This is a genomic window from Streptomyces smaragdinus, assembly GCF_009604385.1.
In the GTDB taxonomy this organism is placed as follows: domain Bacteria; phylum Actinomycetota; class Actinomycetes; order Streptomycetales; family Streptomycetaceae; genus Streptomyces; species Streptomyces smaragdinus.
The window spans coordinates 1-18,305 of the sequence record NZ_WEGJ01000069.1; the positions used below are offsets into that span (position 1 = coordinate 1).

The 18,305-nt window shown below is 69.8% G+C and carries 13 protein-coding genes and 1 tRNA gene; 8 read left to right on the forward strand and 6 right to left on the reverse strand.

Going from position 1 to position 18,305, the window contains the following annotated elements:
- Window positions 1-114 precede the first annotated feature (114 nt).
- Together SRB5_RS34775 and SRB5_RS34780 are read right to left on the reverse strand one after the other, a co-directional pair.
- Entirely contained in the window at window positions 115-879 is a 765-nt protein-coding gene (locus SRB5_RS34775) for a helix-turn-helix domain-containing protein (RefSeq protein WP_228390676.1), read from the reverse strand.
- 70 nt (window positions 880-949) lie between these two features.
- A tRNA-Leu gene (locus SRB5_RS34780) sits at window positions 950-1,035 on the reverse strand.
- A 94-nt stretch (window positions 1,036-1,129) separates the two neighbouring features.
- On the opposite strand from SRB5_RS34780, the gene SRB5_RS34785 reads away from it, so the two are divergent.
- Window positions 1,130-1,798 (forward strand): ANTAR domain-containing response regulator, encoded by a 669-nt coding sequence (locus tag SRB5_RS34785; RefSeq protein ID WP_323378997.1) that lies wholly within the window; start codon window positions 1,130-1,132, stop codon window positions 1,796-1,798.
- Between the two features lie 21 nt (window positions 1,799-1,819).
- Here SRB5_RS34785 and SRB5_RS34790 read toward each other — a convergent pair whose 3' ends face one another.
- Window positions 1,820-2,497: a hypothetical protein gene (locus SRB5_RS34790; protein ID WP_153457711.1), complete on the reverse strand. Its 678-nt coding sequence runs from the start codon at window positions 2,495-2,497 to the stop codon at window positions 1,820-1,822.
- Window positions 2,498-2,776: 279 nt separating this feature from the next.
- On the opposite strand from SRB5_RS34790, the gene SRB5_RS34795 reads away from it, so the two are divergent.
- The 5 genes from SRB5_RS34795 (at window position 2,777) to SRB5_RS34815 (ending at window position 8,040) form a co-directional block, all read left to right on the forward strand.
- On the forward strand, window positions 2,777-3,931 hold the full coding sequence (locus SRB5_RS34795) for a branched-chain amino acid ABC transporter substrate-binding protein (RefSeq protein ID WP_228390677.1): 1,155 nt from the start codon (window positions 2,777-2,779) through the stop codon (window positions 3,929-3,931).
- Window positions 3,932-4,077: 146 nt separating this feature from the next.
- Window positions 4,078-5,004: a branched-chain amino acid ABC transporter permease gene (locus SRB5_RS34800; RefSeq protein WP_153457714.1), complete on the forward strand. Its 927-nt coding sequence runs from the start codon at window positions 4,078-4,080 to the stop codon at window positions 5,002-5,004.
- A complete protein-coding gene (locus SRB5_RS34805; RefSeq protein ID WP_153457716.1) occupies window positions 5,001-6,359 on the forward strand; it encodes a branched-chain amino acid ABC transporter permease in 1,359 nt (452 codons plus the stop codon). Before SRB5_RS34800 ends, SRB5_RS34805 begins: the two co-directional genes overlap by 4 nt.
- Window positions 6,359-7,276 (forward strand): ABC transporter ATP-binding protein, encoded by a 918-nt coding sequence (locus tag SRB5_RS34810; RefSeq protein ID WP_153457718.1) that lies wholly within the window; start codon window positions 6,359-6,361, stop codon window positions 7,274-7,276. Before SRB5_RS34805 ends, SRB5_RS34810 begins: the two co-directional genes overlap by 1 nt.
- Window positions 7,273-8,040, forward strand: a complete 768-nt coding sequence (locus tag SRB5_RS34815; RefSeq protein WP_323378998.1) for an ABC transporter ATP-binding protein — start codon at window positions 7,273-7,275, stop codon at window positions 8,038-8,040. The genes SRB5_RS34810 and SRB5_RS34815 overlap by 4 nt, the downstream gene beginning before the upstream one ends.
- Window positions 8,041-8,107: 67 nt before the next feature.
- Here SRB5_RS34815 and SRB5_RS34820 read toward each other — a convergent pair whose 3' ends face one another.
- Window positions 8,108-8,572 carry a PaaI family thioesterase gene (locus tag SRB5_RS34820; protein WP_153457720.1) on the reverse strand — a complete coding sequence of 155 codons (465 nt, stop codon included), beginning with the start codon at window positions 8,570-8,572 and terminating at the stop codon, window positions 8,108-8,110.
- Window positions 8,573-8,627: 55 nt separating this feature from the next.
- Window positions 8,628-10,922 carry an FdhF/YdeP family oxidoreductase gene (locus SRB5_RS34825; RefSeq protein WP_153457721.1) on the reverse strand — a complete coding sequence of 765 codons (2,295 nt, stop codon included), beginning with the start codon at window positions 10,920-10,922 and terminating at the stop codon, window positions 8,628-8,630.
- A gap of 160 nt (window positions 10,923-11,082) precedes the next feature.
- On the opposite strand from SRB5_RS34825, the gene polA reads away from it, so the two are divergent.
- Entirely contained in the window at window positions 11,083-13,743 is a 2,661-nt protein-coding gene (gene polA, locus SRB5_RS34830) for a DNA polymerase I (RefSeq protein ID WP_153457728.1), read from the forward strand.
- A gap of 226 nt (window positions 13,744-13,969) precedes the next feature.
- Window positions 13,970-15,679: a lytic transglycosylase domain-containing protein gene (locus SRB5_RS34835; protein ID WP_153457723.1), complete on the forward strand. Its 1,710-nt coding sequence runs from the start codon at window positions 13,970-13,972 to the stop codon at window positions 15,677-15,679.
- Window positions 15,680-15,700: 21 nt separating this feature from the next.
- On the opposite strand, the gene SRB5_RS34840 is transcribed toward SRB5_RS34835, so the two are convergent.
- The gene (locus tag SRB5_RS34840; protein WP_323378999.1) at window positions 15,701-18,229 is read right to left on the reverse strand and encodes an ATP-dependent RNA helicase; all 2,529 of its coding nucleotides are present in this window, start codon (window positions 18,227-18,229) and stop codon (window positions 15,701-15,703) included.
- Window positions 18,230-18,305: the final 76 nt, after the last annotated feature.

Consider the following 18,305-nt stretch of genomic DNA (forward strand, 5'->3'; position numbering starts at 1 on the left):
CCTCGTCGGCTTCTACGGCGACCGAATCGACCTCGACGGACTACCCCTCGCCACGAACGAGTGACCAACTAGAACTAAACCCCCAAGACGTCAAAGAAAGGGCATACACAAAACTCAAGACATTCCCGCGACGGAGGCGCGGCGTGCGATGGAGATATTGAAGGGGTCACTCCCGCGCGCGAGGGTCGTCCACTCCACGCCGACCTTCGTGAGGGTGTCTCCGCAGAGCTTGCGGATGTCGTCGGACTTGTTGCTGAAGAAATAGCGCGGGTACTCGTATCGCTTTGGCGCGCCGCCGATGGTGCGCACGGTCCAGTTGGTGATACGACAGCCGTCGGAGTGGATCAGTCCCCGGATGAACTCCCAGGGGTAGGCGTCGACGAGCTGCTGCTGCCAAGGCTCGAGCTCGATACGCCGCTCATGCTTCCTGCCTTTCCCATGCTGTGGGAAGAGGCACCACAGATGCGTGTAGTACAACAGGAGGTTGTGGCACCCCTTGGCTGGAACGCGGCACACGCTCTTGCCGGGGAACACGGCGCGCATCGCACGCTCACACTCGTCCATGAGCCCTGGCCATTCGTTGCCGCAGGCGATTCGTAGGCTCGGCGTCCGGTGCTTGTGGTACTGGATGATGTGACCGTCGCCCAGATACAGACCGAGTAGGTATGAATACGCGGCGCTGTCCAGTGCCGCTCCGTCGCATCGTGGGCATGGAGCCGCCGTGCGGCCGGGTAGAGCGTTCCGCCTGGCTCGATCCGTGTGCAACCAGCTACCGACCGTACCCACGGGCACATTGAGGTGACGTGCCACGTCCTTGTTCCTGTGCCCGTTGCGGAGCATGGCCAGGGCTTCGTCACGTACGCGAATATCGTGATGCATGACCGTAACGGTGCGTGATGACATCGATCGATCTAATCACAATGTGCAATAATCATGCGATCGAGTGAATTGGTACCGGGTACGGGACTCGAACCCGTATGTCCTCTCGGACAGATGCTTTTGAGGCATCCGCGTCAACCGTTGCGCCAACCCGGCATTGCTGCTCTACGGAGTGTACCGGTTCTATGCCAGAACGCGCAGGTAGGTAACCTCTTACGTGCATCCCTGCCGGACCTCCAGAGGAGCCCCCGTGAGCCCCGCCGACGCACCCGATGACCTCACCCCCGACGCCACGGAGACCGCCGATGGCGAGGGCGGAGCGCCGCAGGCGACCCGTGTCGTCATCGCCGAGGACGAGGCCCTCATCCGTATGGACCTCAAGGAGATGCTCGAGGAAGAGGGCTACACCGTCGTGGGCGAGGCGGGGGACGGCGAGACCGCCGTCAAGCTCGCCGAGGAGCACCGGCCGGATCTCGTGATCCTCGACGTGAAGATGCCTGTCCTGGACGGGATCTCCGCCGCCGAGCGGATCTGCGAAGCGAGTATCGCTCCGGTGTTGATGCTGACGGCGTTCTCGCAGCGGGAGCTGGTGGAGCGGGCGCGGGATGCCGGGGCGATGGCGTATCTGGTGAAGCCGTTCAGTAAGAGTGATGTGGTGCCGGCGATCGAGATGGCGGTGTCGCGGTACACACAGCTGAAGCAGCTGGAGAGTGAGGTCGAGGATCTCACGCAGCGGCTGGAGACGCGGAAGCTGGTGGATCGGGCGAAGAGTGTGCTGCAGACGCAGTACGGGCTGACGGAGCCGGCGGCGTTCCGGTGGATTCAGAAGACGTCGATGGACCGGCGGCTGTCGATGCGCGAGGTCGCGGAGGCGGTCATCGAGGACGACGCCGAGAAGAAGGCCAAGAAGAAGCAGTAGCCGCGGGGAGCGGACAGGCGGTCACTCTCCGTGAGGGAGGGGGATCGCCGCTTCGGGCTGTATGGGTTCCGCCTTGAGTTCCAGGCGTACGGGCTGCGCGTTTCGGGGGATGTCGAACCAGAGGTCGTAGACGGTGGTGCCGAGGGCGGCGACCTCGGTTTCGGCGGGTTGGCGTTTGATCTGGGTGACCTGCCAGTCGATTTCCGTTTTGGTGCCGTTGTCGAGGACGAGGCGGTGGAGGCGGTTGTCGATGGTGGCGAAGGTGCTGCCGGTCATCGTGGCGGCGACGCGTATGCGGCAGAGCTGGCCTTTGGGGTAGTAGTCGAGGTGGGTGCCGGTGATGACTTCGATGTGGCAGCGGATGCCGAGGGGTCGGAAGAGGATGAGGCCGCTGCGGTGCTCCTTGCCGTCGAGGGGGTGCTCGTCCTCGCGGAGGGTGGTGATGCGGGGGGTGTGGTCGGGGGTGGGCCAGAGGGTGGCGGCCGCGCCGGCGGTGAGGGTGGCTCCGGTGAGGATTCCGGCCAGTGAGATCGCGACGATTTTCGGGGTTCGGGGGTGTGCGCGGGGTGTTCCGTTGGGTGTGGTTGGATTATCTCGCCCCTTGAGATCCGTGCACTCTACATCTTGTCCATTTTGTTGAGATTCTCCGGTAATGCCGGAAAGCTCGGTTTTCCTGACGTGTCCCGTCTCGTCACCCATGTGCCAATCATGGTTCCCTGAACCGGAATTGGCGATTCCGAAAGGGAAATCTCGGGCCATCCGTCCGTTCACCGGTAAGGACTGTTCTGTTTCCGGCGCATGTCAGAGGTCACAGCCGGATCACACTTCGCCTGGTTGTCTACCTGTCGCGGAGTAGGGGCAATAGATTCCGGGCCACGTCACACGGACGTGTGACCTGCGGCGCCCTTCGAACCAGGTACCGCAGAGATCTTGCCGGCTCCAGGGGGTCGAACAGTGTTCAAGAAGACCATAGTCAAGTTGGCTGCTCCGGTGGCCGTCGGCGCGCTCGCGCTGGGTCTGACCGCCTGTGGTGATGACGGCGGCGACTCGGCCTCGGGTGGCGACAGCTACAAGATTGCCTTCCAGGGTCCGCTCTCGGGTGACAACGTCGCCCTCGGCCAGAACATGGAGCGCGGCGTGAAGCTGGCGCTCAAGGAGGCCGAGGCGAAGGGTGACCTCGGTTTCAAGGTCGAGTACCTGGCCGTGGACGACCAGGGTGACCCGGCGAAGGCCACCGCCGCTGCTCAGAAGGCGATCGACGACAAGAGCGTGATGGCGCTCGTCGGCCCGGCGTTCTCCGGCCCGACGAACTCCGCCGCTCCGCTGCTCGGTCGCGCCGGCCTGACGGCGATCAGTCCGTCGGCGACGAACCCGACGCTGACGGAGGGTCACAAGTACGCGACCTTCCTGCGTGGTGTGCCGAACGACAACGCGCAGGGCGCGGGTATGGCGACGTACTACGCCAAGAAGCTGAAGGCCAAGAAGGTTTACCTGCTGGACGACAAGACGGACTACGGTGTCGGTCTGGCCACGGTCGCCGAGCAGGGTCTGAAGGACGCCGGTATCGAGGTCGTCAAGAAGTCCGTGCCGCAGAAGACGCCGGACTACTCGGCCACGGCCAAGGATGTCGTCAACTCCAAGGCCGACGCGCTGATTTACGCGGGTTACTACCAGGACCTGGCTCCCTTCTCGAAGAAGCTGAAGGAGGCCGGTTACACCGGTGCCGGGATTTCTGGTGACGGCTCGAACGACATGAAGTTCGTCGAGCTCGCGGGTGACGCGGCCGAGAACTGGTACCTGACGTGCCCGTGCACGGATGCTTCGGTCGAGCAGGCGACGAAGGACTTCGCGGCGAACTACCAGAAGGAGTACAACGTTGCTCCGGGTACGTACTCGGCCGAGGCCTACGACCTGACGAACATGGTCCTGGAGCAGATGAAGGGCCTGGGCAAGGGCAAGGTCGACCGTAAGGCGCTGTACACCGCGCTGTCGAAGGCCACGTACAAGGGTCTGACGAAGGAGTTCTCGTTCGACGAGAACGGTGAGTTCGGCGGCACCGACATCTACCTGTACCAGGTGAAGGCGGGCAAGATCGCCTACCAGGGCAACATCAACGAGCTGGCCGGTAGCTGATCCGGCTGTGGGGGGCCGCACCTGATCCGATGGATCCGATCCGTCGGTGGCGGTGCGGCCCCGCCGCTGTCCCCGCACGTCCGCGGGCCGGAGTGCAGGGGTGATCCCTGTCCGGCCCGTTCAGTTCCCACAAGGAAGTCAGCTCGATGTCCCTTCATGAGTTCTGGGACTTTCTCGTCCTAGGGGTGGTGCTCGGCTCCATTTATGCCGTCATCGCCATCGGTTACACCCTCGTCTATGGTGTGCTGCAGCTGATCAACTTCGCGCACAGCGAGGTTTTCATGCTCGGCGCCTACGGTGGCGTGCTGGCCCTGACCGCGGTGGAGCCGGGGAGTAATCCCTCCGCTCTCGGTTCGGTGGCCTACGTCGCCCTCGGTATCGGTGCGGGCGCCGCGCTCGGCGCGCTCACCGCGTTCGGCCTGGAACGGGCCGCGTACCGTCCGCTCAGACGCCACGGCGCGCCTCGCCTGATCTTTCTGATCACCGCGATCGGTGCCTCGTTCTTCCTGTTCAACCTCGCCGGCAAGCTGTTCGGCCGTGATCCCACGTCCGTGCCCGAGATGTACGACAACAACACCGTGGCGACGGTTTTTGGCGCTCAGCTGAAGACGACGCAGGTGCTGCTGCTGGCCTCGGCCGTGGTGATGATGGTGGGTCTGGACCTGATCGTGCACCGCACGAAGCTGGGCGCGGGTATCCGGGCGGTGTCGCAGGACGCCGAGGTGGCGAGCCTGATGGGTGTGGACATCGACAAGGTGGTGTCGCGTACCTTCGTCATCGGCGGTCTGCTGGGTGGCGCGGCCGGGTTCCTGTACGGCAACTTCGTGTCCCAGGTGAAGTTCGACATGGGCTTCATTCCGGGTATCACGGCGTTCGCCGCCGCCGTTGTGGGCGGTATCGGCAATATCCGGGGCGCCATGCTGGGTGGTCTGATGCTCGGGATCGTGGAGACGCTGACGGTGCCGCTGTTCGGTGACGAGTGGCGGAACGTGGGTGCCTTCGTGGTGCTGATCCTGGTGCTGATGTTCCGTCCGACGGGCATCCTCGGCGAGCGTGTGGGGAGGACCGCATGAGTACGCAGACTTCCTCTGCGCGGTCGGAGGCCGCGGCGCGGCTGCGGAAGGTGAACTGGTATCAGCAGCCGATGGTCAAGCGGCTGTTCGGGATGCTGGTGCTGGCTCTCGTGGTCAATGCGATGACCGGTGAGCAGGGCAGTTCGAGTGATCTGTTCCTGTCGCTGAAGGACGGTTTCCCCAGCACCCGGATGTGGATCATCCTGGCGATCGCGATCGCGATCTGGGCGACGCGGGAGTTCGCGGCGGAGCCGGTGAAGTCGGGTTCGCGTTCGGTGCGGGATCTTGTCACGCAGGCTCCGGCGGTTGTGACGGTGCGTGAGCGGCTGCAGCGGGACAAGTGGACGCGCTGGGGTGTGCTGGCGCTGGTCGTGGTGCTGGCGCTGGTGATTCCGGGGCAGCTGACGGGTTACTGGCAGACGGTGCTGGTGGACCAGATCGCGATCTTCGTGCTGCTGGCGATCGGGCTGAACGTGGTCATCGGCTGGGCGGGTCTGCTGGACCTGGGTTTCTTCGCGTTCTTCGCGGTGGGCGCCTACTCCGCGGCGTACTGGACGGGTTCACTGCCTGTTGAGCCGCCGATCGAGCTGAACAACTTCCTGGTGATCCCGGTCGCGATGGTGACCTGTCTGATCGCGGGTGTGCTGCTGGGTGCGCCGACGCTGCGGTTGCGCGGTGACTATCTGGCGATCGTGACGCTCGGTTTCCACGAGATCGTGTACATCGTGGCGAAGAACGCGGACAATTTCACGGGTGGTCCGCAGGGTGTGCCGCAGATCCCGCCGTTCAAGGCGTTCGGTTACGAGTTCCCGGTGGACCCGATGCCGTACTGGTATCTGCTGGTGGCGCTCGTGGTGATCATCGTGTTCGCGTTCTCGCGGCTGGAGCACTCGCGGGTGGGCCGGGCGTGGACCGCGATCCGTGAGGACGAGGTGGCCGCGGCGGCCAATGGTGTGGACACCATCCGGTTCAAGCTGCTGGCGTTCGCGATCGGTGCGTCGTCGTCCGGTGTGGCGGGTGTGGTGTACGCGAGCAAGGTTGGGTACTTCAACCCGGAGAACTTCGCGATCCTGAACTCGATTCTGGTGCTGGCGTACGTGCTGTTCGGCGGTATGGGTTCGATTCCGGGTGTGCTGGTGGGTACGGCGTTCCTGGTGTGGCTGCCGGAGATCCTGCGGGACAAGGTGCCGCCGAGTGACCGTTACATGTATCTCGGTGCGCTGCTCGTCGTGATGATGATCTTCCGCCCGCAGGGTCTGTGGCCGTCGAAGCGCCGGCAACGTGAGCTGAAACAGGCCGAGGAGGGCATCGGTGACGCCGATGCGATGTCCGAGCCGGCGGGAGGCAGGATCTGATGGCTACCGATGTGACGACTCCGGTCGATTCCTCGGAGCGGTCGGCGGACACGGTGCTGTCGACGGCGGGTGTGACGCTGCGGTTCGGTGGCCTGACGGTCCTGGACGACGTCAATGTGACGATGCGCCGCGGGGAGATCCTGTCGGTGATCGGGCCGAACGGCGCGGGCAAGACGTCGTTCTTCAACTCGCTCACCGGGGTGTACACCCCGCAGCAGGGCAAGATCACTTTCCGGCCGCGGTCGGGTGGCGAGAAGCAGCTGCTGGGGCGCAAGCCGCATCTGGTGAACCGGATGGGTCTGGCGCGTACGTTCCAGAACATCCGGCTGTTCGGGGCGCTGACGGCGATCGAGAACGTGAAGATCGCGGCGGAGACCCGGCTGAAGTCGGATCCGGTCTCGATCATGCTGGGGCTGCCGCGGGCGCGTAAGGCCGAGCGGGCCAGCGACGAGAAGGCGCTGACGCTGCTGCGGTTCGTGGGCCTGGAGAGCAAGCTCAACGAGCTCGCGGGTTCGCTGTCGTACGGCGACCAGCGTTCGCTGGAGATCGCCCGGGCGCTGGCGACGGATCCGGAGGTGCTGCTGCTGGACGAGCCGGCGGCCGGTACCAACCCGACGGAGAAGCTGGAGCTGGAGCAGCTGATCCGGCGGATCAACGCGGAGCTGGGTGTGAGCGTGCTGCTGATCGAGCACGACATGCGTCTGGTGATGTCGGTGGCGGACCGGGTCGTGGTGCTGAACTTCGGCAAGAAGATCGCCGAGGGCACCCCGTCGGAGATCCAGCGGCATCCGGCCGTGATCGAGGCGTATCTCGGTTCCGGTGCGGACGACGCCGCGGCGGTCGAGGAGATGATCGCCGAGCTCGAGGCCGAGCATCCCGCCCAGGACGGCGCGGACGGTGCGGAGGAGGACCAGTGAGTGAGACCGTCGCTTTGAAGAAGGATTCCGGCGGGAGTGCTCCGGGTGCCACCCCGTTGCTGGAGCTGCGCGGGCTGCGGGTCGCGTACGGTGCGATCGAGGCGCTGAAGGGCATCGATCTGACGGTCGGCGAGGGCGAGATCGTGGCTCTCCTGGGCGGTAACGGTGCCGGGAAGACGACGACGCTGCGCACGATATCCGGCATGCTGTCGCCCCGTTCGGGTGAGGTTTTGCTGGGCGGTGACCGGATCGACGGCATCAAGTCGCACGACCTGGTGCGGTTCGGCATCGGGCATGTGCCGGAGGGCCGGCGGGTGTTCCCGCGGATGTCCGTGCAGGAGAACCTGCAGATGGGCGCGTACCGCTTCAAGAGTGTGGACGCGGCGCAGCTGGGCCGGGTGTACGAGCTGTTCCCGCGGCTCGCGGAGCGGCGTACGCAGCTGTCGGGCACGCTGTCGGGCGGTGAGCAGCAGATGCTGGCGATCGGGCGGGCCCTGATGGGCAAGCCGGAGTTGCTGCTGCTGGACGAGCCGTCGATGGGTCTGGCGCCGCTGGTGGTGCAGCAGATCTTCGAGATCATCAAGGAGATCAACGCGGCCGGTACCACGGTGCTGCTCGTGGAGCAGAACGCGGCGCAGGCGCTGGCGCTGGCCGACCGCGGGTATGTGCTGGAGACGGGTTCGATCGCGATGTCGGGTCCGGCGCGGGAGATGCTGGCCGATTCGCGGATCCGTGCGGCGTACCTCGGTGAGGGCGCTGTCTGATCCCCGTGTCATGACGAAGGGGGCCACCGCCGGACGGCGGTGGCCCCCTTCGGTCGTGCGGGCCGGTTCACATGGCGTTGGCGGCGGGGGCGACGGCGCGCAGGAGGCAGGTGAGGCGGGCGGTGCACACGCGGCGGTCCTGGTCGTCGGAGATGACGATCTCGTAGGTGGCGGTGGTGCGGCCGCGGTGTACGGGGGTGGCGACGCCGGTGACGAGGCCGGTGCGCAGGGAGCGGTGGTGGGTGCAGTTGAGGTCGACGCCGACGGCGAGTTTGGTGACGCCGCCGTGGAGCATGGCGCCGACGGAGCCGAGGGTTTCGGCGAGGACGGCGGAGGCGCCGCCGTGGAGCAGTCCGTAGGGCTGGGTGTTGCCCTCGACGGGGAGGGTGCCCACGACCCGTTCGGGGGAGGCCTCCAGGATCTCGAGTCCCATGCGCTCGCCGAGGTGGCCTGCGGAGAACGTCTTCTCCAGGTCCACGCCGGCGCCGGCGAACTCGTCGATGATCTCCTGGGGGAACTTGGTCGCTGCCATCTGCGGCGGCTCCGTTCGGCTCGTGCGGGTGCTTGCGTTGCGTGCAGTGTGCACCTTAGGCGGCCGTGGGCGCAGTGACGGCGGTCTCCAATGTGATCACGACGGACTTGCTCGCGGGGGTGTTGCTGGTGTCGGCGGTGGCCTCGAGGGGGACGAGGACGTTCGTCTCCGGGTAGTAGGCGGCGGCGCAGCCCTTCGCCGTCGGGTAGTGGACGACGCGGAAGCCCGGGGCGCGGCGGCGGGTGCCGTCGGTCCATTCGCTGACGAGGTCGGCGTAGCTGCCGTCGGGGAAGCCGAGGGCGAGGGCGTCGTCGGGGTGGACGAGGACGACGCGGCGGCCGCCGGTGATGCCGCGGTAGCGGTCGTCGAGGCCGTAGACCGTGGTGTTGTACTGGTCGTGGGAGCGCAGGGTCTGCAGCAGCAGCCGGCCCTCGGGGACGGCGGGGTACTCGACGGGCGCGGCGGTGAAGTTGGCCTTGCCGGTGGGGGTGGGGAAGCGGCGTTCGTCGCGGGGGGCGTGGGGGAGGGTGAAGCCGCCGGGGCGGTGGACGCGGGCGTTGAAGTCCTCGAAGCCGGGGACGACGCGGGCGATGCGGTCGCGGATCAGGGCGTAGTTCCCCTCGAAGTCCTCCCAGGGGGTGGTGCTGGCGGGGCCGAGGACGCGGCGGGCCAGGCGGCACACGATGGCGGTCTCCGACAGGAGGGTGTCGCTCGCCGGTTCGAGGCGGCCGCGGGAGGCGTGGACCATGCCCATGGAGTCCTCGACGGTCACCACCTGCGGGCCGGTGGCCTGCAGGTCGCGTTCGGTGCGGCCGAGGGTGGGCAGGATGAGCGCGCGGGTGCCGGTGACGACGTGGCTGCGGTTGAGCTTCGTGGAGATGTGCACCGTCAGGCGGGCGCGGCGCATCGCGTCCTCCGTCACGCGGGTGTCGGGGGAGGCGGCGGCGAAGTTGCCGCCCATCGCGACGAACACCTTCGCCTTCCCGTCGCGCAGGGCGGCGATGCCGCGCACGGTGTCCAGGCCGTGGTGGCGGGGCGGGGTGAAGCCGAATTCCTTCTCCAGGGCGTCGAGGAACTCCGGCTCGGGGCGTTCGAAGATGCCCATGGTGCGGTCGCCCTGGACGTTGGAGTGGCCGCGTACGGGGCAGACGCCGGCGCCGGGGCGGCCGATGTTGCCGCGCAGCAGGAGGAAGTTGACGATCTCGCGGATCGTGGGGACGGCGTGCTTGTGCTGGGTGAGGCCCATCGCCCAGCACACGATGATCCGGTCGGCGCCGGTCACCATGGCGTGGGCCCGCTCGATGTCCTTCCAGGCCAGGCCGGTGGCGCGTTCGGTCTCCTCCCAGTCGAGGTCGCGGGCGGCGGCCGCGTACTCCTCGAAGCCGTGCGTGTGGGTGCGTACGAACTCCTCGTCGACGGCGCCGTCGGTGCCCAGGATCAGTCCGCCCAGCGCGCGGAAGAGGGCCTGGTCGCCGCCGAGGCGGATCTGCAGGAAGAGGTCCGTCAACGGGGTGCCGGTGCCGACGACGCCGCGTACCTCCTGCGGGTTGCGGAAGCGGACCATGCCGGCCTCGGGCAGCGGGTTGACCGTGATGATCTTCGCGCCGGCGGCCTTGGCCTTCTCCAGGGCGGAGAGCATCCGGGGGTGGTTCGTACCGGGGTTCTGACCGGCGACGATGATGAGGTCGGCGCGGGGGAGGTCGTCGAGGAGGACGCTGCCCTTGCCGACGCCGATGGACTCCGTGAGGGCCGAGCCGGACGACTCGTGGCACATGTTCGAGCAGTCGGGGAGGTTGTTCGTACCGAATTCGCGGGCGAAGAGCTGGTAGAGGAACGCCGCCTCGTTGCTGGTGCGGCCGGAGGTGTAGAAGAGGGCCTCGTCGGGAGAGTCGAGCGCCTTGAGCTCCGCGGCGATCAGGTCGAGGGCGCGGTCCCAGGACACGGGCTCGTACGTGTCGGAGCCCTCCGCCAGATACATGGGTTCGGTGAGGCGGCCCTGCTGGCCCAGCCAGTAGCCGCTGCGGCCGGCCAGGTCGCCGACGGTGTGTTCGCGGAAGAACGCCGGGGTGATCCGGCGCAGCGTGGCCTCCTCGGCGACGGCCTTCGCGCCGTTCTCGCAGAACTCCGCCTTGTGCCGCTGCTCGCCCTCGGGCCAGGCGCAGCCGGGGCAGTCGAAGCCGTCCTTCTGGTTGATGCGCCCCAGGGTGAGGACGGTGCGTTTGAGGCCCATCTGTTCCTGGGACATCCGCAGGGCGTGCGCCACGGCCGGCAGCCCGGCCGCGGTCTCTTTCGGGGCGCTGACCTGCGGGGCGTCCTGGGCGGGGTCGACGCGGGGCGCGGGGCGTGCCATGACTGTCACCTCGGGGGGTCGGTGCGCGGGCTGCACCTTTGATCTTGCCACGGGGTGGTGTGCCGGGCTCGGTGGAGACGCCGGGCACGGGATGTCAGTGCCGCATGGCAGGATCGGTCCCGTGGCTGACAACGCATCGAAGACGAACCGCCCCCGCCTGATGCTCCTGGACGGGCACTCGCTCGCTTACCGGGCATTCTTCGCGCTGCCCGCGGAGAACTTCTCCACCACCACCGGGCAGACCACCAACGCGATCTACGGCTTCCTCTCGATGCTGGCGAACACGCTGCGTGACGAGGCGCCCACGCATCTGGCGGTCGCCTTCGACGTCTCCCGCAAGACGTGGCGCTCGGAGCGGTTCACGGAGTACAAGGCGAATCGTTCCTCGTCCCCGGACGAGTTCAAGGGCCAGGTCGAGCTCATCGGCGAGGTCCTGGACACGATGCACGTGCCGCGGTTCGCCGTCGACGGCTTCGAGGCCGACGACGTCATCGCCACGCTCGCCACCCAGGCCGAGGCCGAGGGCTGGGACGTCCTGATCGTCACGGGCGACCGCGACTCCTTCCAGCTGATCACCGACCACGTCACGGTGCTCTACCCGACGAAGGGCGTCTCGGAGCTGACCCGCTTCACCCCGGCGAAGGTCGAGGAGAAGTACGGGCTGACGCCGGCGCAGTACCCGGACTTCGCCGCCCTGCGCGGCGACCCCTCCGACAACCTGCCGGGCATCCCCGGTGTCGGGGAGAAGACCGCCGCGAAGTGGATCAATCAGTTCGGGTCGTTCGCCGAGCTCGCCGAGCGGGCCGGGGAGATCAAGACCAAGGCCGGGCAGAACCTGCGCGACCACCTCCCGGCCGTCACGCTCAACCGCCAGCTCACCGAGCTCGTCCGCGACGTCGAGCTGAACGCCGTCCCCGATGACCTCGAGCGCCGCCCGTACGACCGGCAGGCCCTCGCCGTGATCCTCGACGCGCTGGAGTTCCGCCACCAGAACTTCCGCGACCGGCTGCTCGCCGCCGACCCCGCCGGCGGCGCCGCCGAAGCCGCCGAGGCCGCGCCCGGCGTCGACGTGGACGGCTCCGTCCTGGCCTCCGGGGAGCTCGCGCCCTGGCTCGCCGCGCACGCCGGCGCCGAGCTCGGCCTCGCCACGGTCGACACGTGGAAGCTGGGCGCCGGGAACGTCAGCGAGATCGCCCTGGCCGCCGCCGACGGGACGGCCGCCTGGTTCGACCCCACGCAGCTCGACGCCGCCGACGAGCAGGCGTTCGCCGCCTGGCTCGCCGACGCCGCCCGGCCCAAGGTGGTGCACGACGCGAAGAGCCTGCTGCGCGTCTTCGCCGAGCACGGCTGGAGCGCCGACGGCATCGTCATGGACACGGCGCTGGCCGCGTATCTCGTCAAGCCCGGCCGCCGCGGCTTCGCCCTCGAGGCCCTCGCCGTGGAGTATCTCGGCCGCGAGCTGGAGCCCGCCACCGAGGACGGCCAGCTGACCCTCGGCGCCGACGAGCAGGCCGAGGCCGACGCCCTGATGCGCCAGGCCCGCGCCGTCCTCGACCTCGGCGAGGCGTTCGTGCCCAAGCTCGAGGAGGTCGGCTCGCTGGAGCTGCTGCGCGACATGGAACTGCCGCTGTCCGTGCTCCTCGCCCGGATGGAGCGCTCCGGCATCGCCGCCGACCGCGAGCATCTTCAGTCCATGGAGCAGCAGTTCGCCGACGCGGTGCAGCACGCCGTGCAGGAGGCCCACGACGCGGTGGGCCACGAGTTCAACCTCGGCTCGCCCAAGCAGCTCCAGGAGATCTTCTTCGGCGAGCTCGCGCTGCCCAAGACGAAGAAGACCAAGACCGGCTACACCACCGACGCCGACGCCCTGCAGTGGCTGGCCGACCAGACCGACCACCCGCTGCCCGTGATCATGCTGCGCCACCGGGAGCAGTCCAAGCTGCGCTCCACCGTCGAGGGCCTGATCAAGACGATCGCCCCCGACGGCCGCATCCACACCACGTTCAGCCAGATCGTCGCCGCCACCGGCCGCCTCTCCTCCACCGACCCCAATCTGCAGAACGTCCCGGTCCGCACGGACGAGGGCCGCGCCATCCGCCGCGGCTTCGTCGTCGGCGACGGCTACGAGTCCCTCCTCACCGCCGACTACAGCCAGATCGAACTGCGCGTGATGGCCCATCTGTCCGAGGACGCCGGACTGATCGAGGCCTTCACCTCCGGCGAGGACCTCCACGACACCGTCGCCTCACAGGTCTTCGGCGTCGACCGCACCGACGTCGACCCCGAGATGCGGCGGAAGATCAAGGCCATGTCGTACGGACTGGCCTACGGCCTCTCCGCGTTCGGCCTGTCCGGCCAGCTCGGCATCGAGGCCGGCGAGGCCCGCAAGCTGATGGACACCTACTTCGAGCGCTTCGGCGGCGTACGGGACTATCTGCGCCGCATCGTCGACGAGGCCCGCGAGACCGGCTACACCGAGACCATGCTCGGCCGCCGCCGCTATCTGCCCGACCTCACCAGCGACAACCGCCAGCGCCGCGAAATGGCCGAACGCATGGCGCTCAACGCCCCCATCCAGGGCACCGCGGCGGACATCGTGAAACTCGCCATGCTCCGCGTCGACGAGGCACTGGGCGCCGCCTCGCTGCGGACCCGGATGCTGCTGCAGGTCCACGACGAGATCGTGCTGGAGGTCGCGCCCGGGGAGCGCGAGGACGTCGAGGCGCTGGTGCGCCGCGAGATGGCGGCCGCTGTGCGGCTGCGCGCCCCGCTGGACGTGTCCGTCGGCTGGGGGCGGAACTGGGAGTCGGCCGCGCACTGAGCGCGTCCCTTTCGCGGTGATACGAGCCCGCCCCCGTGACAAGGGGGGCGGGCGACACCGTACGGCGGCCGCCGTGAAACCTGAGGTGAACGGCAACCGCCGGGTGTCCGAAGGACGTCGTACGGACCAGGTGACCGGTAGATCCACCAACCGAGTTGGGTTAGGGTCACCAGGATCGCGGCACTCGACACAGTCGCGGAACGGCAGCACGGGAGGGGTCGAACGCATGGCAGCGCGAATCCGACGGCGGCTGATCAGAGGCGCGGCGACGACGGCGCTCGCGGCCGCCGCGATGGCCGCCCTCTCCGCCTCCCAGGCCCCCGCCGCGTTCCTCGCCGACGGCGGCGACCGCCCCGGCGACAGCCAGCCCGACGACATCGCCCTCGAGGACACCGCCACCGGCGGCAGCCCGTACTTCACGGACCTCCCCCCGCTGAACGACTCCGGCGACGAAGGCGGTTCACCCGACACCCAGGGCGGCACCGAGGCGGGCATCCCGGCCACCGTGCTCCAGGCGTACAAGAAGGCCGCCAACGAACTCGGGCGCACCCGCCCCGGCTGCAACCTCGAATGGCAGCTCCTCGCCGCCATCGGCAAGGTCGAATCCGGCCACGCCCGCGGCGGCGCCGTCGACGCCTTCGGCACCACCCGCAGCAAGATCCTCGGCCCCGTCCTCAACGGCGACGGCTTCGCCAGCATCACCGACACCGACCACGGCGCGTACGACGGCGACACCACGTACGACCGGGCCGTCGGCCCCATGCAGTTCATACCCGGCACCTGGGACACCTGGCAGGCCGACGGCAACGCCGACGGCAAGAAGGACCCGAACAACATCTTCGACGCGACCCTGGCCGCCGGCAGCTACCTCTGCGCCGACGGCCGCGACCTGGGCACCACGGCCGGCCGCGAGCGGGCCATCCTCAGCTACAACAACTCGCAGGACTATCTGAGCACCGTCCTGTACTGGTACGGCTACTACAAGAACGGCGCCCACTCGATCCCCGACGGCACCGGCACCCTCCCCACGCACCGCAGCGACGAGCCGTCCGGCTCCGGCGACCCGGGCGCCGACGCCTCCCCGAAGCCCAAGCCCAAGCCGAGCCCCGGCCCCAGCGACACCCCGGGCACCGGCGGCAGCACACCCCCGGCGGACCCCACGCCCCCCTCCCAGACCCCCACCCCGCCGGCGCTCACCGTGACCCGCCTGCAGAACACCGGCACCGGCCGGCAGTCCGCCCCCCAGGGCCACATGTTCGCCGAGCCCGTCACCGTCAAGGCAGCGGACGCCGGCGGCAAGGGCGTCGGCAAGGTCAAGGTCCGCTTCACGATCGTCGGCGCCACCGACGCCCGCTTCGCCGGCGGAGCCGCGGACGCCACCGTGACCACGGCGTCCGGCGGCACCGCCACCGCCCCGACCCTGGTCGCCGGCGAGCAGACGGGCACCTTCACCGTACGGGCCACCGTCGTCGACCGCCCCACCGTCACCCTCGACGTCGCCGCCACGGTCACCGTCCGCCTCGCCGACGCCCTCACCCGCGTCGACGGCGGAGAGGCGCTCAGCACCACGGAGTCCACCGAATTCGCCCCCGGCCTGAAGTTCAAGGCCACCGACGGCGACACCCCCGTCGCCGGGACGGGCGTCACGGCGACGATCGTCACCTCCGCCGACACCCCCGACCAGGTCACCGCCGGCCCGCACTTCAACGACGCCGACGGCACCGCGGTCCGCAGCGTGACACTCACCAGCGACAGCGCCGGCCTGATCGCCGTCCCGCAGCTCTACGCCGACGCCACCACCGGCAGCTTCGCCCTGCGCCTCACCGCCGACGGCGGCAAGACGGTGTACGTGACGCTGACGGTCACCGCCGCCCCGGCGCCGGACCCCACCCCCACACCGACGCCCACGGAGACGCCGCAGACGCCGGCGCCGTAAGTCCGCGTCACCGCCGGGGCCTCACCCGCGTGACTCGCGCGCCTTCGTGTGCCGCGTGGGCCGGGCCCCGGCCGGATCCTCCGGCCACGGATGCTTCGGGTAACGCCCGCGCAGCTCCGCCCGGACGCCCGCGTACCCCCCGGCCCAGAAGGACGCCAGATCCGCCGTCACCGCCACGGGCCGGCCGGCGGGGGACAGCAGATGGACCAGCAGGGGGACCCCGGCGACCGCCGGCGTCTCGTGCAGCCCGAACATCTCCTGCAGCTTCACGGCCAGTACGGGCCGCTCCTCGTCGGAGTAGTCGATACGGATCCGCGAACCGGACGGCACCTCCAGCCGCTCCGGGGCGAGTTCGTCCAGCCGCGCCGCCGCACCGCCCGCCCACGGCAGCAGCCCGGTCAGGGCCTGCCTGACGTCCGTACGGGCGATCCCCGCCCCCAGCCAGCCGTCCGCGCCCGCCAGCAGCGCGGCGTCCGACACGTCCGGCCACGGCTCACCCAGCGCCCGGTGCAGGAACGCCAGCCGCTGCCGCAGCGCCCGCGCGTCCTGGGTCCACCGCAGCAGCCCCAGCCCCTCCCGGCGCAGGGCGGCGAGCTCCGCGCCCCGTACGAGCGCCGGATCGGGATCGCGCAACGCCCGCGCCTCCAGCTCCACCGCGCCGAGCCGGGTCACCCGGCGGGCCGTCACGGCGCCCCGCGCGGGGTCCCAGCGGATGTCGTCCTCGGTACGCAGCAGCGCGGCGGCGGCGGTACGGGCGGTGCCCTCGTCGACGGGTGCGGCCAGCCGGATCCGGGCGTCGGGGGCGCCGATGGGGCGGTCGGCCACGGCGATCGCGAGCCAGTCCGCGGTCAGGCCGGTGCTCTCGGCGCGGGTGCCGGAGGCCATGAGGTAGGTGCGGCCGGTGCGGCGCCGGGCGATGCGTTCGGGGAAGGCCAGGGCGGCGATGAGGCCGGGGGCGGTGTTGTCGGCGGGGGTGCTGTCGGTGGTGCTGCGTACCCTTGGGTGGGCGTGAGGGGGAGTCCGGGGTTGTTCGCCGGCATTGTCCCCGCTGCCGCTGCCGCTGCCGCTGCCGTCGTTCGGGCGCTCGCGTACCGCCCGTTCCAGCCGCCGCGCCTCCGTCCGCCAGCGCGTCGCGTAGGCGTCGCCGCCGCGGCGGGCCTCGCGCCACGCCGCCGTAAGGTCGTCGCCGTACGAGCGGGGCGGCTCCTCGCCGATCAGCGCCACGACCTCCGCCGCCGTCCGCGCCCCCACCACCGCCGCGCCGTCCAGCAGCGCCCGCGCCAGCCGCGGATGTACGCCCATGCCGGTCATCCGCCGCCCCCGGTCCGTCACCCTGCCGTCACCGTCCACCGCCCCGATCGCCGTGAGCGCCTCCCGGGCGGCGGCCATCGCGCCCGCGGGCGGCGGGTCCAGCAGCGCCAGCCCCGAGGCGTCCGGATCGCCCCACGCCGCCGTCTGCAGGGCGAACGCCGTCAGATCGGCCACCGCGATCTCCGGCGAGGGGAAGCGGGGGAGCCGGGCGTCCTCCGCCTCGGCCCAGCAGCGGTATACCGTCCCGGGAGCCTCCCGCCCCGCCCGCCCGGCGCGCTGCCGGGCGGCCGCCCGCGACGCGCGGACGGTGGCCAGGGCGGCCAGCCCGCGGGCGTGGTCGACGCGGGGTTCGCGGGCCAGGCCGCTGTCCACCACGACGCGCACGCCGGGGACGGTGAGGCTCGACTCCGCGACGGAGGTGGCCAGTACGATCCGCCGTGCGGCGCCGCCCCCGGCGAGGACGGCGTCCTGCACGGCGGCGGGGGCCCGGCCGTGGACCTGGAGGACCTCGGCCGGCACGCCGGCGAGGCGCCCCGCGACGCGCCCGATCTCCCCGACGCCGGGGAGGAAGCACAGGACGTCGCCGGACTGCTCGTCCAGGGCCCTGCGCACGACGGCGGCGACGTGCTCGAGGAGGGCGGGGTCCACATACATCCCGTGGGGTGGCCTGACCGGCCGCGGCGGGGGCGCGTGTTCGACGTGTACGGGGTGGGAGACGCCGTGCGCCTCGACGACGGGGGCGTCGAGCAGCCGGGCCCACCCCTCGGCGTCGGTTGTCGCGGAGGCGGCGACGAGCTTCAGGTCGGGGCGCAGGGTCGCGCGGACGTCCAGGAGGAAGGCGGCGACGGTGTCGGCGTCGAGATGCCGCTCGTGGCACTCGTCGAGGATCACGGCGTCGACCCCTTCGAGCTCGGGGTCCCGCTGCAGGCGCTGGAGGAGTACGCCGGTGGTGACGACCTCGACCCTGCTGCCGGGATGGTGCTCCCCTCTTACGGTGAAGCCGACGCTGCGGCCGACGTCCTCGCCCGTGAGCCAGGCCATGCGGCGGGCGGCGGCCCGCGCGGCGATGCGGCGGGGCTCGGCGATCAGGACCCGGGATCGGGTCCGGTTCCGGGTCCGGGGGTCTTGGCCGGTCAGGCCGGCCAGGTCGAGGGGGACGAGGGTGGTCTTCCCGGTGCCGGGAGGGGCGGTCAGGACGGCGGCCCCTTTCTCCGCCAGCGCGCTGACCCTCGGCGGGATCTACCTCGCCACGACCCTGTGCCCGGCGATCTTCCCGGTCTGGCGCACGATGGACAGCCTGCCGTCCGTCAGCACG

Coding starts and splice junctions, on each gene's coding strand:
- SRB5_RS34775 (WP_228390676.1), bottom strand. CDS start 879: ATGCATCACGATATTCGCGTACGTGACGAAGCCCTGGCCATGCTCCGC.
- SRB5_RS34790 (WP_153457711.1), bottom strand. CDS start 2,497: ATGGGTGACGAGACGGGACACGTCAGGAAAACCGAGCTTTCCGGCATT.
- SRB5_RS34820 (WP_153457720.1), bottom strand. CDS start 8,572: ATGGCAGCGACCAAGTTCCCCCAGGAGATCATCGACGAGTTCGCCGGC.
- SRB5_RS34835 (WP_153457723.1), top strand. CDS start 13,970: ATGGCAGCGCGAATCCGACGGCGGCTGATCAGAGGCGCGGCGACGACG.
- SRB5_RS34825 (WP_153457721.1), bottom strand. CDS start 10,922: ATGGCACGCCCCGCGCCCCGCGTCGACCCCGCCCAGGACGCCCCGCAG.
- polA (WP_153457728.1), top strand. CDS start 11,083: ATGCTCCTGGACGGGCACTCGCTCGCTTACCGGGCATTCTTCGCGCTG.
- SRB5_RS34800 (WP_153457714.1), top strand. CDS start 4,078: ATGTCCCTTCATGAGTTCTGGGACTTTCTCGTCCTAGGGGTGGTGCTC.
- SRB5_RS34810 (WP_153457718.1), top strand. CDS start 6,359: ATGGCTACCGATGTGACGACTCCGGTCGATTCCTCGGAGCGGTCGGCG.
- SRB5_RS34805 (WP_153457716.1), top strand. CDS start 5,001: ATGAGTACGCAGACTTCCTCTGCGCGGTCGGAGGCCGCGGCGCGGCTG.